The organism is Quadrisphaera sp. DVD1, from assembly GCF_058932755.1.
This window is the reverse complement of record NZ_JBZYWI010000022.1, coordinates 12,046-30,690: the sequence shown is the minus strand read 5'-3', so window position 1 is coordinate 30,690 and position 18,645 is coordinate 12,046. Positions and strand designations below refer to the sequence as shown.

The following is an 18,645-nucleotide window of genomic DNA, read 5'->3' as shown; positions in this document are numbered from 1 at the left end:
GCACCGGCACGAGCGAGGTGCCGCGGCGCACGAGCAGCGCGCCGGCGCCGATCGGGCCGCCGAACTTGTGGCCGGTCAGGCTCAGCGCCGCCACGCCGGAGGAGTCGAAGTCGACCGGCAGCGCCCCGACGGCCTGCACGGCGTCGGTGTGCACCGGGATGCCGTGCTCGGCCGCGGCGGCGACGACCTCGTCGATCGGCTGCACCGTGCCGACCTCGTTGTTGGCCCACATCACCGACACCAGGGCCACGCTCGCGGGGTCGGCGGCGATGGCCTCGCGCAGCGCCGCGACGTCGAGGCGCCCGGTGGCGTCGACCGGCAGGTGCACGACCTCGGCGCCCTGCTCGGCCGCCAGCCACTCCGCGGGGTCCAGGACGCCGTGGTGCTCCACGGCGCTGACCAGCACGCGGCGCCGGCGCGGGTCGGCCGCCGCCCGCGCCCAGAACAGGCCCTTGACGGCCAGGTTGTCGGCCTCGGTGCCGCCGCCGGTGAGCACGACCTCGCCGGGCCGGGCGCCGAGCGCCGCGGCCACCTGCTCGCGCGACTCCTCGACCACGCGCCGCGCGGCGCGGCCGGCGGTGTGCAGGGACGAGGGGTTGCCGATCCGCGAGAGCTCCTCGGCCATCACCGCGACCACCTCTGGCTGCACCGGCGTGGTCGCCGCGTGGTCCAGGTACGCGCTCACACCGCTGAGTCTAGGCGCGGTCGGGCGTGCGGCCTGCGGCATGCTTCCCCGGTGCTCCCCTCCCCCGCTCCCGCCCCGGCCGGCTCCGACGACGAGCCGCTGGAGCCGCTCGGCGTGCACCTCGTGCCCGGTGGGGCCCGCGCCGCGGTCCTGGCCGCGCACGCGGACGCCGTCGAGCTGGCCCTGCTCGACGACGACGGCCGCGGCGGCTGGCGCGAGCGCCGGGTCCCGCTGCGCCGCCGCCGGCACGGGGTGTGGACGGCGTCCGTGGCCGGCGTCGGCCCCGGGCAGCGCTACGGCCTGCGGGTGCACGGGCCGTGGGAGCCCGAGCGCGGCCACCGGCACAACCCGGCCAAGCTGCTGCTCGACCCGTACGCCCGCGCGGTGACCGGCGAGGTGGCCTGGGGCCCGGAGGTCTTCGGCCACGCCGTGGACCCCGACCGCTGGCTGCCGCTGGCCGGGCCGCTCGCCGCCGACCCCCGGGACAGCGCCGCGCACGTGCCGCACGGCATCCTGCTCGAGGCGCCGCGCGCCGACCCGGTGGAGCGGCCCCGGACGCCGTGGGCGCGCACGGTGGTCTACGAGGCGCACGTGCGGGGCCTGACGATGCTGCACCCCGACGTGCCGCCGGAGCTGCGCGGCACCTACGCCGGCCTGGCGCACCCGGCGGTCGTGGCGCACCTGCGCGGCCTCGGCGTCACCGCCCTGGAGCTGCTGCCGGTGCAGGCCGCCGCCACCGAGGTCTCCCTCGCCCGGCGCGGTCAGCGCAACTACTGGGGCTACAGCACGCTGTCGTGGTTCGCGCCCGAGCCGCGCTACGCCACCGCCGCGGCGCGCGCCGCCGGGCCGGCCGCCGTCCTCGCCGAGGTGCGCGAGGCCGTGGCGGCGCTGCACGCCGCGGGCCTGGAGGTGCTGCTCGACGTCGTGCTCAACCACAGCGCCGAGAGCGGCGGCGACGGCCCGACGCTGGGGCTGCGCGGCCTGGACGCGACCACGTACTACCGCCTGGACGGCGGCGGGCGCGACGTGGACTCCACCGGGTGCGGCAACAGCCTCGACTTCGGCTCGCCGCGCGTCGTGCAGCTGGCGCTGGACTCGCTGCGCCACTGGGTGCAGGCCTACGGCGTCGACGGGTTCCGCTTCGACCTGGCGCCCACGCTGGCGCGGGGCCGCGACGGCGCCTACCGCGCCGACCACCCCTTCCTCGTGGCGGCCGCGGCCGACCCGGTCCTCGCGGACGTCAAGCTCGTCGCGGAGCCGTGGGACCTCGGCCCCGACGGCTGGCGCACCGGCTCGTTCCCCGCGCCGTTCGCGGAGTGGAACGACCGCTTCCGCGACGCCGCACGGGAGTTCTGGCTGGCCGGGGCCGGGCGGATGTCCTACGGGGAGGCGCCCGGCGCGGGCCTGCGCGAGCTCGCCACCCGGATGTCGGGCTCGGCCGACCTGTTCGCCGCCGGCGACCGCGGGCCGCTGGCCTCGGTCAGCTTCGTCACCGCCCACGACGGCTTCACCCTGGCCGACGCCACGGCCTTCCAGCACAAGTACAACGACGCCAACGGCGAGGACAACCGCGACGGCACGGACAACAACCGGTCGTGGAACCACGGCGCCGAGGGCTGGACGCCGGGCGACGACCCCGACGAGCTGCTGCTCGAGGCGCTGCGGCGGCGCTCGATGCGCAACCTGCTGGCCACCCTGCTGCTGTCCGCGGGCGTGCCGATGATCACCGGCGGCGACGAGGTGGGGCGCACGCAGCACGGCAACAACAACCCGTACTGCCTCGACGACGAGACCTCCTGGGTCTCCTGGGACCTGCAGCCCTGGCAGGAGGACCTGCTCGCGACGACCCAGCTGCTCACCGCGCTGCGCCGCGAGCACCCGGTGCTCAGCCCCGAGCGCGCGCACGGCGGCCCCGGGTCGGCCGTCGACGGCGGCACGGTGCTGGCCTGGTTCGACGTCGGCGGCGCCGAGATGACCGCCGCGCGCTGGGAGGACGCCCACCTGCGCACGGTGCAGGTGCTCGTCGGCCCCGCGCCCGGGCCCGCCTCGCCCGGCGCGCTCCTGCTGGTGCTGCGCGGCGACCTCGACGACGGGGACGTCGCGCTGCCGGCTGCCGAGGGCGCGAGCGCCTACCGCCTGCTGTGGGACAGCGCCGTGGAGCGCTACCCCGCCGGCGTCGAGGGCTCCCCCGACGCCGCGGGGTCCCGGGTGCCGGTCAGCGCCCTGTCGGTGCGGGTCTACCGCGTCTGCTGACGCCGCGCTGCGAGGCCCGTCTCCGCCCCCGGACCGCGGCATCCGAGGAGCACGTGCATCACCAGCCGCGGGGTCGCGGGGAGCGGGTGATCCGGCCCCGCAGCCGCGGGGGTCACCGCGCTCGGTGGCCCGGTGCCAGTGCTGGAGCAGGTCGTCGAGCACTCGCCGCGGCCGTCCACAGGTGCTCCTCTGGCGCCGCGTCGCTCCTCTCGTGCCGGTCGATCGGACCTCCAGGGGCCGAGCCGTGCGGCACGAGAGGAGCATCGCGGCCTGAGGAGAGCCGCTCAGGCGCTCGTGACGAGCGCCGTCTCGGCGGGGTCCACCTGCCCGGCGTGGCGGGGCAGCACGCGCACCGTGTAGCCGAACGCCCCGGTGCGGCGCAGGACGACGTCGCCGGAGAACTGGTACCGGCCGTCCTCGTAGGACTCGGCCCGCTCGAGCGACTGCACGGCCGGGTCGGTGAGCTCGTCGTCCTCGCTCAGGTGCCCGTAGGCCACCTGCACGTCGACGTCCTCCGGCGCGAGCCGCCCCAGGGAGACGTACGCCGACACGTGCAGCACGTCCCCGACCTCCGGGGAGTCCCCCAGGCCGCCGGACTCGACGTGGTCGACCCGCACGGCGTCCCAGGAGGCGCGCACCCGCTGCTTCCACGCGGCGAGGTCGCGGGCGCCGGCGTGGTCGTCGGCGGCCAGGGCGGCGCCGCTCGCCGCCGCGGGCAGGTACAGGCGGCGCACGTAGTCCTCGACCATCCGCGTGGCCTGCACCTTGGGGGCGAGGGTGTGCAGCGTGTGCCGCACCATCTCCATCCACCGGCCCGGGACGCCGTCCAGCCCGCGGTCGTAGAAGCGCGGCGCCACCTGCGTCTCGATGAGCTCGTAGAGCGCAGCGGCCTCGAGGTCGTCGCGCCGGTGCTCGTCCTCGACGCCGTCGGCGGTGGGGATGGCCCATCCGTTCTCGCCGTCGAACCACTCGTCCCACCAGCCGTCGAGGATCGAGAGGTTGAGGCAGCCGTTGAGCGCGGCCTTCATGCCCGACGTGCCGCAGGCCTCGAGCGGGCGCAGCGGGTTGTTCAGCCACACGTCGCAACCGGGGTAGAGCAGCTGGGCCATCGCGATGTCGTAGTCGGGCAGCACGACGATCCGGTGGCGGACGTCGTGCTCGTCGGCGAACTGCACCATCTTCTGCAGCAGCCGCTTGCCCGAGTCGTCCGCGGGGTGGGACTTCCCGGCGATGACCAGCTGCACCGGGCGCGTGGGGTGCAGCAGCAGCGCCTTGAGCCGCTCGGGGTCGCTGAGCATGAGCGTCAGGCGCTTGTAGGTCGGCACCCGGCGCGCGAAGCCGATCGTCAGGACGTCGGGGTCCAGGACGTCGTCGACCCAGCCGAGCTCGGCGGCGGTGACCCCGCGGCGCAGCCACGAGGCCCGCACCCGGCGCCGCGCGTCGGCGACGAGCTGGGCGCGCAGCTCCCGGCGCACCGCCCACAGCTCGCTCGGGACCACGTCGGGCACCGCGCCGGCCTGCGCCGAGGCGTCGTCCCCGCCGCCGGCGGCCGCGAGGAGCGCGCTGATCCGCGGGTCGACCCAGGTGGGCGCGTGGACGCCGTTGGTGATCGACGTGATCGGCGCCTCGGCGGCGTCGAAGCCCGGCCACAGCCCGGCGAACATGCCGCGGCTGACCGCCCCGTGCAGCGCCGAGACGCCGTTGGCGCGCTGGGACAGGCGGAAGCCCATCACCGCCATGTTGAACACGCTGGGCTCGCCGCCGGCGTAGTCCTCCGCGCCCAGGGCCAGCACGCGGTCGGCGGGGAGCTCGCCCAGGGCGCCGGACTCCAGCAGGTAGCGCTGCACCTGGTCGCGCCCGAAGCGGTCGATGCCCGCCGGCACCGGGGTGTGCGTGGTGAACACGGTGGCCGAGCGGACGGCCTCGACCGCCTCCTCGAAGGCCAGCCCCTGCGCGGTCAGCTCGCGGATCCGCTCCAGCCCGAGGAACCCGGCGTGGCCCTCGTTGGTGTGGTAGACCGCCGGCTCGCTCGCCCCGGACAGGCGCGACCACAGGCGCAGCGCCCGCACGCCGCCGATGCCGAGCAGCATCTCCTGCTGCAGGCGGTGCTCCCCGCCGCCGCCGTAGAGGCGGTCGGTGACGCCGGCCGCGGCCTCGTCGTTGCTGGGGACGTCGGAGTCGAGCAGCAGCAGCGGCACCCGACCGACGTCGGCCTTCCACACGTGCGCGTCGAGGGTGCGGCCGCCGGGGAGCTGCACGCTGACCTGCGCGGGGGCGCCGTCGGCCTCGCGGAGCAGGGTCAGCGGCAGCCCGTCGGGGTCGTGCACCGGGTAGGCCTCGGTCTGCCAGCCGTCGCGGGTGAAGGCCTGCGTGAAGTAGCCGCTCTTGTAGAGCAGGCCGACGCCGACGATCGGCGCGCCCAGGTCCGAGGCGGCCTTGAGGTGGTCACCGGCGAGGATGCCGAGCCCGCCGGAGTACTGCGGCAGCACCGAGGTGATGCCGAACTCGGGCGAGAAGTAGGCGATGGCGGCCGGGGCGTCGTCGAGGCCCTGGTACCAGCGCGGCCCGGTGAGGTACTCGTGCAGGTCGGCGGCGGCGGCGTCCACGGCGGCCACGAGGGCCTCGTCGGCGGCGAGCTCGTCGAGGCGCTCGGGGGTCAGCGCGCCGAGCAGCGCCACGGGGTCGTGGCGGACGGCGTCCCACCTCTGCGGGTCGAGGCCGGCGAACAGCTCGCGCGTGGGCGCGTGCCAGGACCACCGGAGGTTCGTGGCGAGCTCCCCCAGGGCCTGCAGCGGGGTCGGCAGCACGGTGCGGACGGTGAAGCGGCGGATGGCTCTCACAGCGGGCGAACCTACGCCCGCGACGGCGGCGCGGGCCACGGTCGGCCCGACCGGGTGCCGATCGCAGCCGTCCGGGGACGTGGAGGTGTGCGGTGCCGGAGCGCTCGGTAGGTTCGCGCCGTGAGCGAGGCCACCCCCGCCGGGCAGACCGGCACCCCCAGCGACACCGACCAGGCAGCGCCCAAGCGCCGCGCCCCCCGCCGGGCGCCGGCCAGGAAGGCCGCCGCCGAGCACTTCCCCCCGGGCACGAAGATCGGTCGCATCCCGGTCATCGACACCACGCCGTCGGTGGACGGCGGGCGCTGGCCGGCCAAGGCCGTGGTCGGCGAGGCGCTGCCGGTGCGGGCGACGGTCTTCCGCGAGGGCCACGACGCCGTCGCGGCCACGGCCGTCCTGCTGCGCCCGGACGGCACGCAGCACACCGCGGTGCGGATGACCCCGCTGGCCCCGGGCACCGACCGCTTCGAGGCGTGGGTGGTCCCCGACGCCACCGGCGACTGGCGCTACCGCGTCGAGGGCTGGAGCGACCCCTACGCCACGTGGGAGCACGACGCCACGATCAAGGTCACCGCCGGGATCGACGTCGACCTCATGCTCGCCGAGGGCGCGCTGGTGCTCGAGCGCGCCGCCGCCGAGCCGGGCCGGTCCGAGGAGGACCTCGGTCACCTGCACGGCGCGATCGCCGCGCTGCGCGACACCGAGCGCCCCGCCATGGCCCGCCTGGCCGCCGGCACCTCCGCCGGGGTGGTCGCGGCGCTGGCGCGCCAGCCGCTGCGCGAGAAGGTCTCCCCCGGCCCGGAGATGGTGCTGCTGGTCGAGCGCGAGCGGGCGCTCGTCGGCGCCTGGTACGAGTTCTTCCCCCGCTCCGAGGGCGCGCACCGCGACCCGGAGACGGGCGCCTGGCGCTCGGGCACCCTCGCCACCGCGGCCGAGCGGCTGCCGGCGATCGCCGCGATGGGCTTCGACGTCGCCTACCTGACGCCGATCCACCCGATCGGCACCTCGCACCGCAAGGGCCGCAACAACACGCTGGTGGCCGAGCCGGGCGACCCCGGCTCGCCGTACGCCATCGGCTCGGCCGACGGCGGCCACGACGCCATCCACCCCGACCTGGGCACCTTCGAGGACTTCGACGCCTTCGTCGCCCGGGCCCGCGGGCTGGGCCTGGAGGTGGCGCTGGACCTGGCGCTGCAGTGCTCCCCGGACCACCCGTGGGTGCGCGAGCACCCGGAGTGGTTCGTCACCCGCGCCGACGGCACGATCGCCTACGCCGAGAACCCGCCGAAGAAGTACCAGGACATCTACCCGCTCTCCTTCGACGGCGACCCCGAGGGCGTCTACGCCGAGGTGCTGCGCGTGGTGCGGATGTGGGCCGACCACGGCGTCACGCTCTTCCGCGTCGACAACCCGCACACCAAGCCGGTGGAGTTCTGGGAGTGGCTCGTCGCGCAGCTGCGCGAGAGCCACCCGGACGTGCTGCTGCTGTCCGAGGCGTTCACCAAGCCGGCGATGATGCGGGCGCTGGCCAAGGTCGGCTTCGCGCAGTCGTACACGTACTTCGCGTGGCGGAACACGGCCGAGGAGCTCACCGACTACCTCACCGAGCTCTCGATCGGCGCCGACGAGCTCAGCCCCTCCGGCTCGACCGGGACGGTGGAGTACCTCAGGCCGAGCTTCTGGCCCACCACCCACGACATCCTCACGCCGTACATGCAGTTCGGCGGGCCGACGGCGTTCGCCCTGCGCGCCGTGATCGCGGCGACCGCGGTGCCCACCTACGGCATCTACAGCGGCTACGAGCTCGTCGAGAACGTGGCCCGGCCCGGCGCCGAAGAGCAGATCGACAACGAGAAGTACGAGTTCAAGCCGCGCGACTTCGACGCCGCCGTGGCGTCGGGCCGCAGCCTCGCCCCGCTGCTGACCCTGCTCAACACCGCCCGCCGCGAGCACCCGGCCCTGCAGCGGCTGCGCGGGATCACGTTCCACCGCGCGGACGACGAGGCCTTCCTGGTCTACTCGCGCAGGGTGCTCGCCGAGCACTCCCCCACCGGCCTCGAGGACGTCGTCCTCGTCGTGGTGAACCTCGACCCGCACTCCACCCGGGAGACCACCATCCACCTGGACATGCCCGCCCTGGGCCTGGACTGGACCTCCGGGTTCACCGCTCACGACCTCATCAGCGGTGACGCCTTCGGCTGGTCCGAGCACAACTACGTGAAGCTGGGCCCGGGCAGCCCCGCGCACGTCGTCCACGTCGTCGCCACCCCGGGGAGCTGACACGGTGCAGGGCCTGAACCTCAACACGCCGGGTCTCAAGCACGACCCGCTCTGGTACAAGCGCGCGGTCTTCTACGAGGTCCTCGTGCGCGGCTTCGCCGACTCCAACGGCTCGGGCGCCGGCGACTTCACCGGCCTCATCGGCAAGCTGGACTACCTGCAGTGGCTCGGCGTCGACTGCCTGTGGCTGCCGCCGTTCTACGCCTCGCCGCTGCGCGACGGCGGGTACGACATCAGCGACTACAACCAGGTCCTGCCCGAGTTCGGCACGCTGCCGGACTTCGTGGAGCTGGTCAGCCAGGCCCACGCCCGCGGCCTGCGCGTGATCACCGACCTGGTGATGAACCACACGAGCGACCAGCACCCCTGGTTCCAGGCCAGCCGCTCCGACCCCGAGGGCCCCTACGGCGACTTCTACGTCTGGAGCGACACCGACGAGAAGTACCAGGACGCCCGGATCATCTTCGTCGACACCGAGACGTCGAACTGGACGTTCGACCCGGTGCGCCGGCAGTACTACTGGCACCGCTTCTTCAGCCACCAGCCGGACCTCAACTTCGAGAACCCGGCCGTCCAGGCCGCGATGCTCGACACCCTGCGCTTCTGGCTCGACCTCGGCATCGACGGGTTCCGCCTGGACGCCGTGCCCTACCTCTTCGAGGAGGAGGGCACCAACGGCGAGAACCTGCCGGCCACCCACCAGTTCCTGCGCACGGTGCGCTCGGTCGTCGACTACGAGTACCCCGGGCGCGTGCTGCTGGCCGAGGCCAACCAGTGGCCCAGCGACGTCGTGGAGTACTTCGGCACCGAGGAGGAGCCGGAGTGCCACATGTGCTTCCACTTCCCGGTGATGCCGCGCCTGTACTACGCGCTGCGCGAGGGCAAGGCGACGCCGATCCTCGAGATCCTCGCCGACACCCCGGACATCCCGGCGTCCACGGGGCAGTGGGGCACGTTCCTGCGCAACCACGACGAGCTGACCCTCGAGATGGTCACCACCGAGGAGCGCGCCGCCATGTACGGCTGGTACGCCCCTGACCCCCGGATGCGCGCCAACATCGGCATCCGGCGGCGCCTGTCGCCGCTGCTCGACGGCTCGCGCCCCGAGATCGAGCTGATCAACGCCCTGCTCCTGTCGCTGCCGGGCAGCCCCTGCCTGTACTACGGCGACGAGATCGGCATGGGCGACAACATCTGGCTCAACGACCGCGACGCGGTGCGCACGCCGATGCAGTGGACGCCGGACCGCAACGCGGGCTTCTCCTCCGCCGACCCCGGCAAGCTGTACCTGCCGGTGGTGCAGTCCCTCGCCCACCACTACACCGCGGTCAACGTCGAGGCGCAGCTGTCGGTCTCGTCCTCGCTCCTGCACTGGGTGCGGGGGATGCTCGCGGTGCGCAAGGAGCACCCGGTCTTCGGCCTGGGCGCCTACGTGCCGCTGGTCACGGACAACGACTCCGTCCTCGCGTTCCTGCGGGTGATGGACGCCGACACCCCCGGCGGGGCCTCGGAGACGCCCGAGACGGTGCTGTGCGTGAACAACCTCGCCACCACGCCGCAGGCGGTCACCGTGCAGATGCCCGAGCACGCCGGCCGCGCCCTGGCCGACCTGTTCGGCGGGGCGCCGTTCCCCAAGATCGGCGACGACGGCACGCTGCCGCTGACCCTCGGCTCGCGCGACTTCTTCTGGCTGTCGGTGACCCCGTGAGCGAGCCGCGCACGGGGGGCCACCTCAACGACCTCCTCGGCCCGTGGATCCCGCACCAGCGGTGGTACCCGGCCAAGGGCCGCGAGGCGCGGATGGAGGTCGTCGGCGCCCTCGAGCTGCCCGGCTCGGGCGACGCCGGGGTGCGCGTGCTCGTGCACGTCGTGCGCGTGGTCGGCGCCGCGACGGGGGCGGCCACGGACGTCGTCCAGGTGCCGCTGGTGCACCGCCGGTCGCCGCGCGAGGACGGCGCCGCGCACCTGCTCGGCGTCCTCACCGAGGCGGGCGAGGGGTCCTGGCACGTCTACGACGGGCCGCAGGACCCCGCCTTCGTCGACGCGCTGCTCGCCCTGCTCGCCGGCGGCGAGCCGGGCGTGGGGCTGGACGACGACGGCAGCCGCACGCACGCCGCAGGCACCGCGACGGGGCGGCGACCGCAGGGCGCGACCACCCCGGCGCCGGGCTCGCCCGCGCGGGTGCTGCGGGGCGAGCAGTCGAACACCTCGATCATCGTGGAGCCGGCCGACGGCGACCCGGTGATCGTCAAGGTCTTCCGCACCCTGCACCCGGGGCGCAACCCCGACGTCGAGGTGCAGGCGGCGATGACCGAGGCGGGCGTGGACGCCGTCCCCCACCTGGCCGGGTGGCTCGAGGGCGCGTGGCCCGCCTCCCCCGGCGACACCGGCGACGCGCTCGTCGCCGGCGACCTCGCCGTGGCGTCGGAGTTCCTCGCCGGGGCGCAGGACGCCTGGCGCGAGGCGACCGCGGCCGTGGCGGACGGGCAGGACTTCTCCGGGCCGGCCCGCGCCCTCGGCGCGGCGACGGCCCAGGTGCACCGGGCGCTCGCGGAGGCCCTGCCCTCCCGCCCGGCCACGCCGCAGGACGCCACCGACCTCGTCGAGGGCCTGCGCCGCCGCACGGCGTGGGCCCTGGAGTCGGCTCCGGCCCTGGCCGAGCACGCCGAGGCGCTGCGCGCCGCGGTGGACGGGCTCGACGTCGGCGACCTGCCCGACCTGCAGCGGGTGCACGGCGACTACCACCTCGGCCAGGTGCTCTCGGTGCCCGGCCGCGGCTGGGTGCTGCTCGACTTCGAGGGCGAGCCGCTGCGCCCGCTCGCGGAGCGGACCCTGCCCGACCTCGCGCTGCGCGACGTCGCCGGCATGCTGCGCTCCTTCGACTACGCCGCCCGGCAGGCCGGCGGCGGCGAGGCGGCCCAGGCCTGGGCCACGGCGTCCCGCGCGGCGTTCTGCGCCGGCTACGCCGAGGTGGCGGGCGCCGACCCGCGCGAGCGCGGCGACCTGCTCGACGCCCTCGAGCTCGACAAGGCCCTCTACGAGGTGGTCTACGAGACCCGCAACCGCCCCGACTGGCTGCCCGTGCCGCTGGCGGCGGTCGAGCGGATCCTCGCCGGGTCCTGAGGTCCCGAGGCGGCGTCCGAGCCGGGCTGCTCAGGCCCCGTCGACGCCCAGCCAGGCCTGCAGCGCGGGGTCGGTGGGCTCGACGAGGTGCTCGCCGTCGGGGCGCACCAGCGTCGGGATGCGCCGCTCCCCGCCCTGCAGCCGGCGCACCAGCGCCTCCGCGTCCGCGTCGGCCTCGACGTCGACGTACCGGTAGGGCACCGCGAGCCGGTCGAGCAGCGCGCGGCTGCGCCGGACGTCGGGGCACCAGCCGGCGCCGTACACGACGAGGGACCGGTCACCTGCTGCGTCGTCGTCCATCCCCGCATCCTCCCAGGGCCGCCGGTGGACAGCACCGGCACAGGTGGCCAGGCTGCCCGCCATGAGCACCTGGACGGCCTCCTCCGGCGCCGGCTCCGACGACGCTGCAGCCGCCCTGAGCGCGTGGCGGCGGCGGACGGAGCCGCCCGACAACGAGGTGCCCGTCCCCCTCGCGCTGAGCGCCGTCGTCGGGCGCGGCGAGGGCGTCGTCGTGCTCCTCTCCGGCGTCCGGGCCTTCACCACGGGCTTCTCCTTCGACCTGTCGGTGCGGCTGCGCGAGTCACCGGCCCACCGCGATCACGTCTACCGCCAGGTCGCCGGCCACTGGGAGCGCGGCGACGCCGAGGGCGACCTGCTGCTCCTGGGCGTGCAGCTCGCGGACGGACGCACCGGGACCAGCCTGGGCGGCGGCTTCCCCGAGGGCACGGACGCACCCGGCGGCGGGCCTGCGGACCGGGTCGCGCCGGTGCTGCTCACCGCGCGCGGAGGCGGCGGTGGCGGCCGCAGCTACGACCACCAGTGGTGGGTCTCGCCGCTGCCGCCGGTCGGCCCGCTGCTGGTCGTGTGCTCCTGGACCGGAGTCGGGATCGCCGAGACCCGCACCGTCGTGGACGGGGCCGCGATCGCCGCCGCGGGTGCGGCGGCCGAGGAGCTGTGGCCGTGGACCCCGGAGGAGGAGCCCTCGTACGACCCCGCCCCGCCGCCCGTACCGGCTGGCGGCTGGTTCGCGCGCGCCCTCGGCCGCGACGCTCCGGCCCCGGGCGCCCCTCGGCCGTGACGACCCCCGCCTCCCCCGCTCGAGGTGCGCCGTCGCCGCGCTCGTCTAGCGTCACGGCATGGGAGCACCGCGCCGCCTGGCCTGGATCGCCGTGCTCGTCGTCGGGGCGCTCCTCTTCGAGGCGGTGCGGCGCGCGCTCGTCAGCACCCAGAACCCGAACCTGCTCCCTGCGCTGATCCTCCTCGGCGCAGCCGTCGTCCCGGCCGCCTTCGTGACGTTCATCGCCGGTCGGCGGCTGTCCGTCGACGTCCACGGCGGAGCGCTCGCCCTGGTGGCCGTCATCGGCGGGGTCGTGGGCGTCGTGGCTGCGGGGGTGCTGGAGTTCGACACCGTGCGGCGCCTCGGCACGATGCCCATGGTGGCCGTCGGGCTCATCGAGGAGGGCGCCAAGCTCCTCGTCCCGATCGCGCTGGTGCTGGCCGTGCAGCGCTGGCGCCGCCCCTCGGACGGGCTGCTCGTGGGCGTGGCCAGCGGAGCGGGCTTCGCCGCGCTCGAGACGATGGGCTACGCCTTCGTGGTCCTCATCCAGACCCGGGGCAGCCTGGACGCCGTGGACGGCGTCCTGGTGCTGCGCGGCCTGCTCAGCCCGGCCGCGCACATGGCGTGGACCGGCCTGACCACCGCCGCGCTGTGGCAGGCGGCCGCCCGGGGCTGGAGCGGCGCGGGGGTGCTGCGCCTCCTCGGCGCCTACGTCGTCGCCGTGGCGCTGCACACGGCCTGGGACAGCCTCGGCTCGACCGCGGGCTACGCCGTCGTGGCCGTCGTCAGCCTGGGCCTGCTCCTCGTCGTCACGCACCGCCTCAGCGTCCGCGATCGCAGCACCGGGTTCCTCTCGCCGACGCCCGCCGCCTGAGGCGTCCGGTTCAGCCCTCGCCGGGATAGCGGACGCCGATCGAGGCGCGGACGGCGTCCAGCGTCGCCATCACGGCGACGGATCCCTCGAGCGTCATGAGCGGGCTCTCGGTCAGGCCCAGCGCGAGACACCGCTCCACCTCCGCCGCCTGGTGCTGCATGCCGCGGCCGCTGACGGGCTGGTCGAACCGGTCGAGGACCTCCCCGCGCGCGTCGTGGACGGTCACGACCGCAGGGGCGTACCAGACCGAGGCGATCTCCACGCGCCCCTCGGTCCCCAGCACCACGGCGGTGTTGGAGCCCCGGGTCTCGCTCGAGGAGTACGACGTGGAGACGGCATCACCGGCGTGTCGCAGCACCGTGGCCACGGACGCGTCGACCCCCGTCTCGCGCAGCGTGCCGCGCGCGGCCACGTCGGTCGGTGTGCCGAGGAGGTCGTGCGCGAACGACACCGGGTAGACGCCGAGGTCGAGCAGGGCCCCGCCGCCGAGGGCGGGGTCGTTGAGCCGGTGCGCGGGGTCGCTGGACAGCCGCTGGGTGTGGTCGGCGTGCACCGACCGCACCTCTCCGACCCGGCCGCTGGCCACGACCTCGCGCACGAACGCCATGTGCGGCAGGAACCGGGTCCACATCGCCTCGAGGAGGAGGCGGCGCTCGCGGCGCGCGAGATCGGCGAGCGCGCGGGCCTCGTCGGCGCGCACCGCGAACGGCTTCTCCACGAGCACGTGCTTGCCGTGCTCGAGCGCCGCGGCGGCGTTCGCGGCGTGGAGCACGTGCGGCGTGGCGACGTAGACGACGTCCACCTCGGGGTCGGCCACGAGGTCGTCGTAGGAGGCGTGCTCCCGCGCGATGCCGAACTGCTCGGCGAAGGCCCGGGCGCCCTCCGCGGACCGCGACCCGACCGCGGTCACGCGGTGGCCGTGCAGGAGGAGGTCGCGGGTGAAGGACCGCGCGATCCCCCCGGTGGCCAGGATCCCCCAGCGCACGTCGCCGGAGGACGTCGGCCGCGGCTCGGGTGCGGTGCTCACCGGTCCAGCCCGTAGTCGAGGACCACCTGGAGCGCCGCCTCGGGCGACGTGTCCAGCATCGCGAAGGCCGCGGGCGCCTCCTCGGCGGCGACCACGTGCGTGACGAGCTCCCGCAGCTGGAGCCGCCCCTCGGAGGCCAGGCGCAGGACCGTGTCGGACATGCGCAGCTCGTCCCACCGGTGCTGGAGGTGGGGAGCGACGCCGGAGATCTGGGAGCCGACGATCGCGACGCGGTTGTGGTGGAACTCGTCCCCGAGCCTCAGCGCCGTGCCGCCGCCCTGGTAGAAGCCGGAGGCCACGACGCGGGAGCTGTAGCCGACGGTGCGCACGGCTTCCTGGAGCGCCTGGTGGCTGCCGCTCATCTCGATGACGACGTCCGCGCCGCGGCCCTCGGTCGCCTCTCGCACGAGGGGTGCGACGTCGTCCCGGGTGGGGTCGAGCGCGACCGCTGCGCCGAGCCGCACGGCGAGCTCCCGCCGTGCCGCGACGGGGTCGACCACGGTCACCCGCGCGCCGTTCAGCCGCGCCAGCTGCGCGACGACCTGCCCGGGGACGCCCGCACCGAACACCACCACGTCCTCGCCGACGTGGACGTCGGCGTCGAGCACGGCGTTGAGCGCGATGGCGCCGATCTTGGCGAAGACGCCCGTGACCGGGTCCCAGCCGTCGGGCATGACCCGGGCGCGGACGTGGTCCGCCGGGCGCAGGACGGAGGAGCGGTGGCCCCACGACCCCCAGGTCAGGCGTCCGACCAGGTCGGCGTCCTGGGCGGAGCCGGCGTCCACGACCCGGCCGACCTCCTCGTACCCGAACGCGTCCCACGGGTAGGCCTGCGACGAGGTGCCCGGGACGAACAGGCGCTGGTCGGGGTCCCACCTGCTGCTGAGGTACGGGTTGCTCCCGCGGTAGACGGTCAGCTCGGTGCCGGCGGAGATCCCGGAGCACACCGTCTCCAGCAGCACCTCCCCCGACCCGGGCACCGGGTCCTCCACGTCGACGACGACCGCCGTGCGCGGTGCTGCGAACCGGACGAGTCGTCCCACGGTCCTACCTCTCCTCTGCGGTGGGGTCCAGGCCGACCAGCCGGAGGACCAGCGCCTGCTCGGGGTCGAGCATCGGGCCCTGGAGGCCCACGGCCGCCAGCGCGGCCCCCGAGGCGGCGATCGGCTCCACCCACCAGGAGGGCGGGCCGGTCGCCGTCCGGGTCAGGGCGCCGTCGGACAGGTGCACGGGCTCCACCCGGTAGCGCCGCTGCGGGTCCAGGCCGGGCAGGCGGACGCGCCCCGGCTGGGCGGACGGGCTGGTGTCGAGGCACACGAGGGCGAACAGGGCCCGGTCGCGGTCGGGTGAGACCACCCCGTGAGCCCAGTAGGCCTCCTCCGGGTGGTCGGCGCGCACGACCGTCCCGGTGTGCAGCAGCGACCGCTCCTCCTTGTACAGGGCCACCCACGCCGCCAGCTCCTCGAGCTCGCCGGGCGTAGCGGTGCGCAGGTCCCACTCGATGCCGAAGTGGCCGAAGAGCGCTGTGGCGGCCCGGAAAGCCAGCGAGTGGGTGCGGCGGGTGGTGTGCGCGGTCGGCGCGCCGACGTGGCTGCCGACGAGCTCCGGGGGGAGCAGCAGCCCCGTCCACCGCTGGATGCGCTGGCGCTCCAGGGCGTCGATGCAGTCGCTGGCCCAGACCCGGTCGGTGCGCTCCAGCACCTCGAGGTCGACCCGGCCACCGCCCGAGGAGCAGGACTCGATCTCGAGGCCCGGGTGGCGGCGGCGGAGCTCGTCCATCAGCGCGTAGGCGGCCAGCGTCTGCTCGTGCACGCGGGGCTGGCCCGTGGTGCGGTCGCCGGCCTCGAGGACGTCGCGGTTGTGGTCCCACTTGACGTAGTCGACGGCGTGCTCGGCGATCACCGCGCTCATCGCCCCCAGCACGTGCTCGAAGGCCTCGGGGACGGCGAGGTTGAGCACCTGCTGGTGGCGGCCGCGCAGCGGGAGGCGACCGCCCGGGGAGAGGATCCACTCCGGGTGGGCCCGGGCGAGGTCGGAGTCCTCGTTGACCATCTCCGGCTCGAACCACAGCCCGAACTGCATGCCGAGGTCCCGGACCGCCCGCACCAGCGGCCCCAGGCCGTCAGGCCACACCGCGGGGTCGACCTGCCAGTCCCCGAGCCCGGCGCGCGCGTCGCGGCGCCCCCGGAACCAGCCGTCGTCCAGCACGAAGCGCTCGGCCCCGACCCCGGCCCCGAGCTCGGCGAGGGCGACCAGCGACGACAGGTCCTGCTCGAAGTACACGGCCTCCCAGGTGTTGAGCACGACCGGGCGCGGGGACGCCGGGTGGGAGGCGCGGCCGCGCAGGTGGCGGTGGAAGGAGGCCGAGACGGCGTCCAGGCCCTCGCCGTGGGAGGCGTAGAGCCACGGCGTCGTGTACGTCGCGCCCGGGGCGAGGACCACCTCGCCCGGCAGGAGCACCTCGCCCCCGCCCAGGACGCCGACCCCGCCGAGCCCCAGCTCGGCGAAGGTGGCGTGGTTGCCGCTCCAGGCGGTGTGCACCGCCCACACCTCGCCGTGCCGGAAGCCGAACCCCGGGGCGCCGGCGGCCAGCACGAGAGCGGCGTCGGAGCCGGTCCGGCCCCGACGGCCCTCGCGCAGGTGGGTGCCGGCGCGCAGCGGCAGCCGCTGCGGGGTGCGCTCGCGCAGGTGGCGGCCGGTGAGGTCGAGCACCTCCTGCGCCTCCACCGGCACCGGCAGCACTAGCCGCACCGCGTCCACGGTGTAGTCCCCCTGCGCGGCGGTGTTGGTGACCGCGGCCCGCAGGCGCAGGACGCCGGCCGCGGTCAGCTCGACGGTCGTGGTGAGGCCGAGCCCGCAGACCTCGTCGGCCGCCCCGGCGACCAGGACCTGGCCGGCTCCCTGCTCGCCACTGACCGTCGATCCGGTCGGGCTGAAGCACGGCGAGAACGCCGTGCCCCCGCGGTGGCCGGCCAGGCCCGGCGTGCCGGTCCAGCCCGCAGCCTGCTGGGGCAGCACCGCCGGGAACCGGCTCGTCCCGTCGAGGCCGTCGGCACCGCGCTGGGACTCCCCCAGCGCGGCCAGGAGCGCCTCGTCGCCCGCGCCGTCACCGAGCGGCGGGCCCCAGTGGAGCACCCGCGGCACGCCCCCGGGCAGGTCCAGGACGACGGACAGCCCTGCGGCCTCCATCACCAGCGGGGTGCGCACGTGCTCGTCGGTCGGGGGGGTCACGCTGGTCCTCGCCGTCAATGCTTCCGCGCCGGAAGCTGGTGGCCGTAGGCTGCCACACCTGGGGCGGAGTGGACACCCCTCGGCCCGAGCCTCCCCGGGCCCCGACGGAGGAGCTGCCGTGCCCGAGGCCCTGTCGCCCGCGTCCCGGGCCGTGGCGATCGACGTGCTGGTCAACGGCGCACAGTCCCGATCGCAGCTGGCCCGGCGGCTGGGGCTGTCCCAGGCCACCCTCACCCGGGTCGTCAAGCCCCTGCTGGAGGCGGGGGCGGTGGTGGAGGCGGAGGCCGTGCGCACCCCGGGCCGCGGCCGGTCGTCCCTCCCCCTCGACGTGGTGGCCGACGACCACCGCTTCGTCGGGGTCAAGCTCACCACCGACTCGATCTACGCGGTGGTCACCGACCTGCGCGCGCGCGTGCTCGACTCCGCGACCGCGGCCGAGCCCTCCCTCGACGCGGACGACGTGGTGGCCGCCGTCGCCGACCTGGTCGCCGTGCTGCGCTCGCGCACCGACCGGCCGCTGCGGGGTGTCGGCGTCACGGTCGGCGGGCGGGTGGACGAGCGCGGGACCGTCACGGACTCCCCGTTCCTGCACTGGCACGGCGTGCCGTTCCGCCGCCTGCTCACCGACGTGCTCGACGTGCCGGTCCACCTCGCGAACGACGTCGTGGGCCTGACCAGGGCCCAGCACTGGTTCGGGCCGGGGCGCGAGCGCTCCGGCTTCGCCCTGCTGACCGTCGGCGCCGGCATCGGGTACGGCCTCGTCCTGGACGACCGGCTGGTGCGCACCACCGCCCGCCCGGTCGGCCACCTGCTGCTCGACCCGCACGGCCCGCTGTGCCACCGGGGCCACCGGGGCTGCCTGTCGGCCTACGCCACCTCCGGGTCGATGACCTCGGCCGCGGGCCAGGCCCTCGGGCGGGCGGTCACCTACAAGGAGCTGCTGCGCGGTGCCGAGGACGGCGAGCCCGTGGCGAGGAGGGTGGTCGACGAGGCGGCGCACGCGCTGGGCCGGGCGGTAGCCGCCGTGACCACGCTGACCGGCGTGCCGCTGGTGGTCCTCAGCGGCGAGGGCGTCCGGCTCGCGGAGGTGGGGCGCAGGGCGCTGCGCGCCGGACGCACCGAGCACCTCGCCGGCGACCCCGGCGAGGATCCCGTGGTACGTCCCATGGGCTTCCTGGAGTGGGCCCGGGGCGCCGCGGTGGTCGCGATCCAGGCGGAGTTCCCCGTCCGTTCCCCCGGTGTTCGTTGACCGAAATGCTTTCGCATCAAAAGGATTAG

General features: G+C 75.5%; 13 protein-coding genes. 7 read left to right on the top strand and 6 right to left on the bottom strand.

The genetic code is table 11. The features are described from left to right. Positions 1-625 (bottom strand): cysteine desulfurase family protein (locus AC5FZL_RS04350; RefSeq protein WP_493617339.1); only part of this gene is annotated, 625 nt, incomplete at its 3' end. Positions 626-736: 111 nt separating this feature from the next. Here AC5FZL_RS04350 and glgX point away from each other — a divergent pair. Continuing rightward, the gene (gene glgX / locus AC5FZL_RS04345) at positions 737-2,938 is read left to right on the top strand and encodes a glycogen debranching protein GlgX (RefSeq protein ID WP_493617337.1); all 2,202 of its coding nucleotides are present in this window, start codon (positions 737-739) and stop codon (positions 2,936-2,938) included. Between the two features lie 284 nt (positions 2,939-3,222). Here the strand turns inward: glgX and glgP are convergent, their stop codons facing one another. Next, positions 3,223-5,778 (bottom strand): alpha-glucan family phosphorylase, encoded by a 2,556-nt coding sequence (glgP, locus tag AC5FZL_RS04340; protein WP_493617336.1) that lies wholly within the window; start codon positions 5,776-5,778, stop codon positions 3,223-3,225. Positions 5,779-5,898: 120 nt separating this feature from the next. On the opposite strand from glgP, the gene AC5FZL_RS04335 reads away from it, so the two are divergent. The 3 genes from AC5FZL_RS04335 to AC5FZL_RS04325 are packed head-to-tail and all read left to right on the top strand — an operon-like array spanning position 5,899 to position 11,178. Further along, the gene (locus AC5FZL_RS04335; RefSeq protein WP_493617335.1) at positions 5,899-8,055 is read left to right on the top strand and encodes an alpha-1,4-glucan--maltose-1-phosphate maltosyltransferase; all 2,157 of its coding nucleotides are present in this window, start codon (positions 5,899-5,901) and stop codon (positions 8,053-8,055) included. Positions 8,056-8,059: 4 nt separating this feature from the next. Continuing rightward, on the top strand, positions 8,060-9,763 hold the full coding sequence (gene treS / locus AC5FZL_RS04330) for a maltose alpha-D-glucosyltransferase (RefSeq protein WP_493617334.1): 1,704 nt from the start codon (positions 8,060-8,062) through the stop codon (positions 9,761-9,763). Further along, a complete protein-coding gene (locus AC5FZL_RS04325) occupies positions 9,760-11,178 on the top strand; it encodes a maltokinase N-terminal cap-like domain-containing protein (protein ID WP_493617333.1) in 1,419 nt (472 codons plus the stop codon). The genes treS and AC5FZL_RS04325 overlap by 4 nt, the downstream gene beginning before the upstream one ends. Positions 11,179-11,208: 30 nt before the next feature. Here AC5FZL_RS04325 and AC5FZL_RS04320 read toward each other — a convergent pair whose 3' ends face one another. Beyond that, positions 11,209-11,478 carry a glutaredoxin family protein gene (locus AC5FZL_RS04320; protein WP_493617332.1) on the bottom strand — a complete coding sequence of 90 codons (270 nt, stop codon included), beginning with the start codon at positions 11,476-11,478 and terminating at the stop codon, positions 11,209-11,211. Between the two features lie 61 nt (positions 11,479-11,539). Here AC5FZL_RS04320 and AC5FZL_RS04315 point away from each other — a divergent pair, with 61 nt between their 5' ends. Both AC5FZL_RS04315 and AC5FZL_RS04310 read left to right on the top strand, forming a co-directional pair. Next, entirely contained in the window at positions 11,540-12,256 is a 717-nt protein-coding gene (locus AC5FZL_RS04315; protein WP_493617331.1) for a hypothetical protein, read from the top strand. A 58-nt stretch (positions 12,257-12,314) separates the two neighbouring features. Beyond that, positions 12,315-13,109: a PrsW family intramembrane metalloprotease gene (locus AC5FZL_RS04310; protein WP_493617330.1), complete on the top strand. Its 795-nt coding sequence runs from the start codon at positions 12,315-12,317 to the stop codon at positions 13,107-13,109. A 10-nt stretch (positions 13,110-13,119) separates the two neighbouring features. On the opposite strand, the gene AC5FZL_RS04305 is transcribed toward AC5FZL_RS04310, so the two are convergent. The 3 genes from AC5FZL_RS04305 to AC5FZL_RS04295 are packed head-to-tail and all read right to left on the bottom strand — an operon-like array spanning position 13,120 to position 17,325. Next, entirely contained in the window at positions 13,120-14,136 is a 1,017-nt protein-coding gene (locus AC5FZL_RS04305; protein WP_493617329.1) for a Gfo/Idh/MocA family protein, read from the bottom strand. Continuing rightward, positions 14,133-15,179, bottom strand: a complete 1,047-nt coding sequence (locus AC5FZL_RS04300; RefSeq protein ID WP_493617328.1) for a zinc-dependent alcohol dehydrogenase — start codon at positions 15,177-15,179, stop codon at positions 14,133-14,135. Before AC5FZL_RS04300 ends, AC5FZL_RS04305 begins: the two co-directional genes overlap by 4 nt. Before the next feature lie 4 nt (positions 15,180-15,183). Then, a complete protein-coding gene (locus AC5FZL_RS04295) occupies positions 15,184-17,325 on the bottom strand; it encodes an alpha-galactosidase (protein WP_493617338.1) in 2,142 nt (713 codons plus the stop codon). Between the two features lie 160 nt (positions 17,326-17,485). On the opposite strand from AC5FZL_RS04295, the gene AC5FZL_RS04290 reads away from it, so the two are divergent. Further along, positions 17,486-18,616: an ROK family protein gene (locus AC5FZL_RS04290; protein WP_493617327.1), complete on the top strand. Its 1,131-nt coding sequence runs from the start codon at positions 17,486-17,488 to the stop codon at positions 18,614-18,616. Positions 18,617-18,645: the final 29 nt, after the last annotated feature.

What these genes read in the sequence shown, in the direction of transcription:
- AC5FZL_RS04320 (WP_493617332.1), bottom strand. Translation starts at nt 11,478, where the DNA reads ATGGACGACGACGCAGCAGGTGACCGGTCCCTCGTCGTGTACGGCGCC.
- AC5FZL_RS04315 (WP_493617331.1), top strand. Translation starts at nt 11,540, where the DNA reads ATGAGCACCTGGACGGCCTCCTCCGGCGCCGGCTCCGACGACGCTGCA.
- AC5FZL_RS04310 (WP_493617330.1), top strand. Translation starts at nt 12,315, where the DNA reads ATGGGAGCACCGCGCCGCCTGGCCTGGATCGCCGTGCTCGTCGTCGGG.
- AC5FZL_RS04295 (WP_493617338.1), bottom strand. Translation starts at nt 17,325, where the DNA reads ATGGAGGCCGCAGGGCTGTCCGTCGTCCTGGACCTGCCCGGGGGCGTG.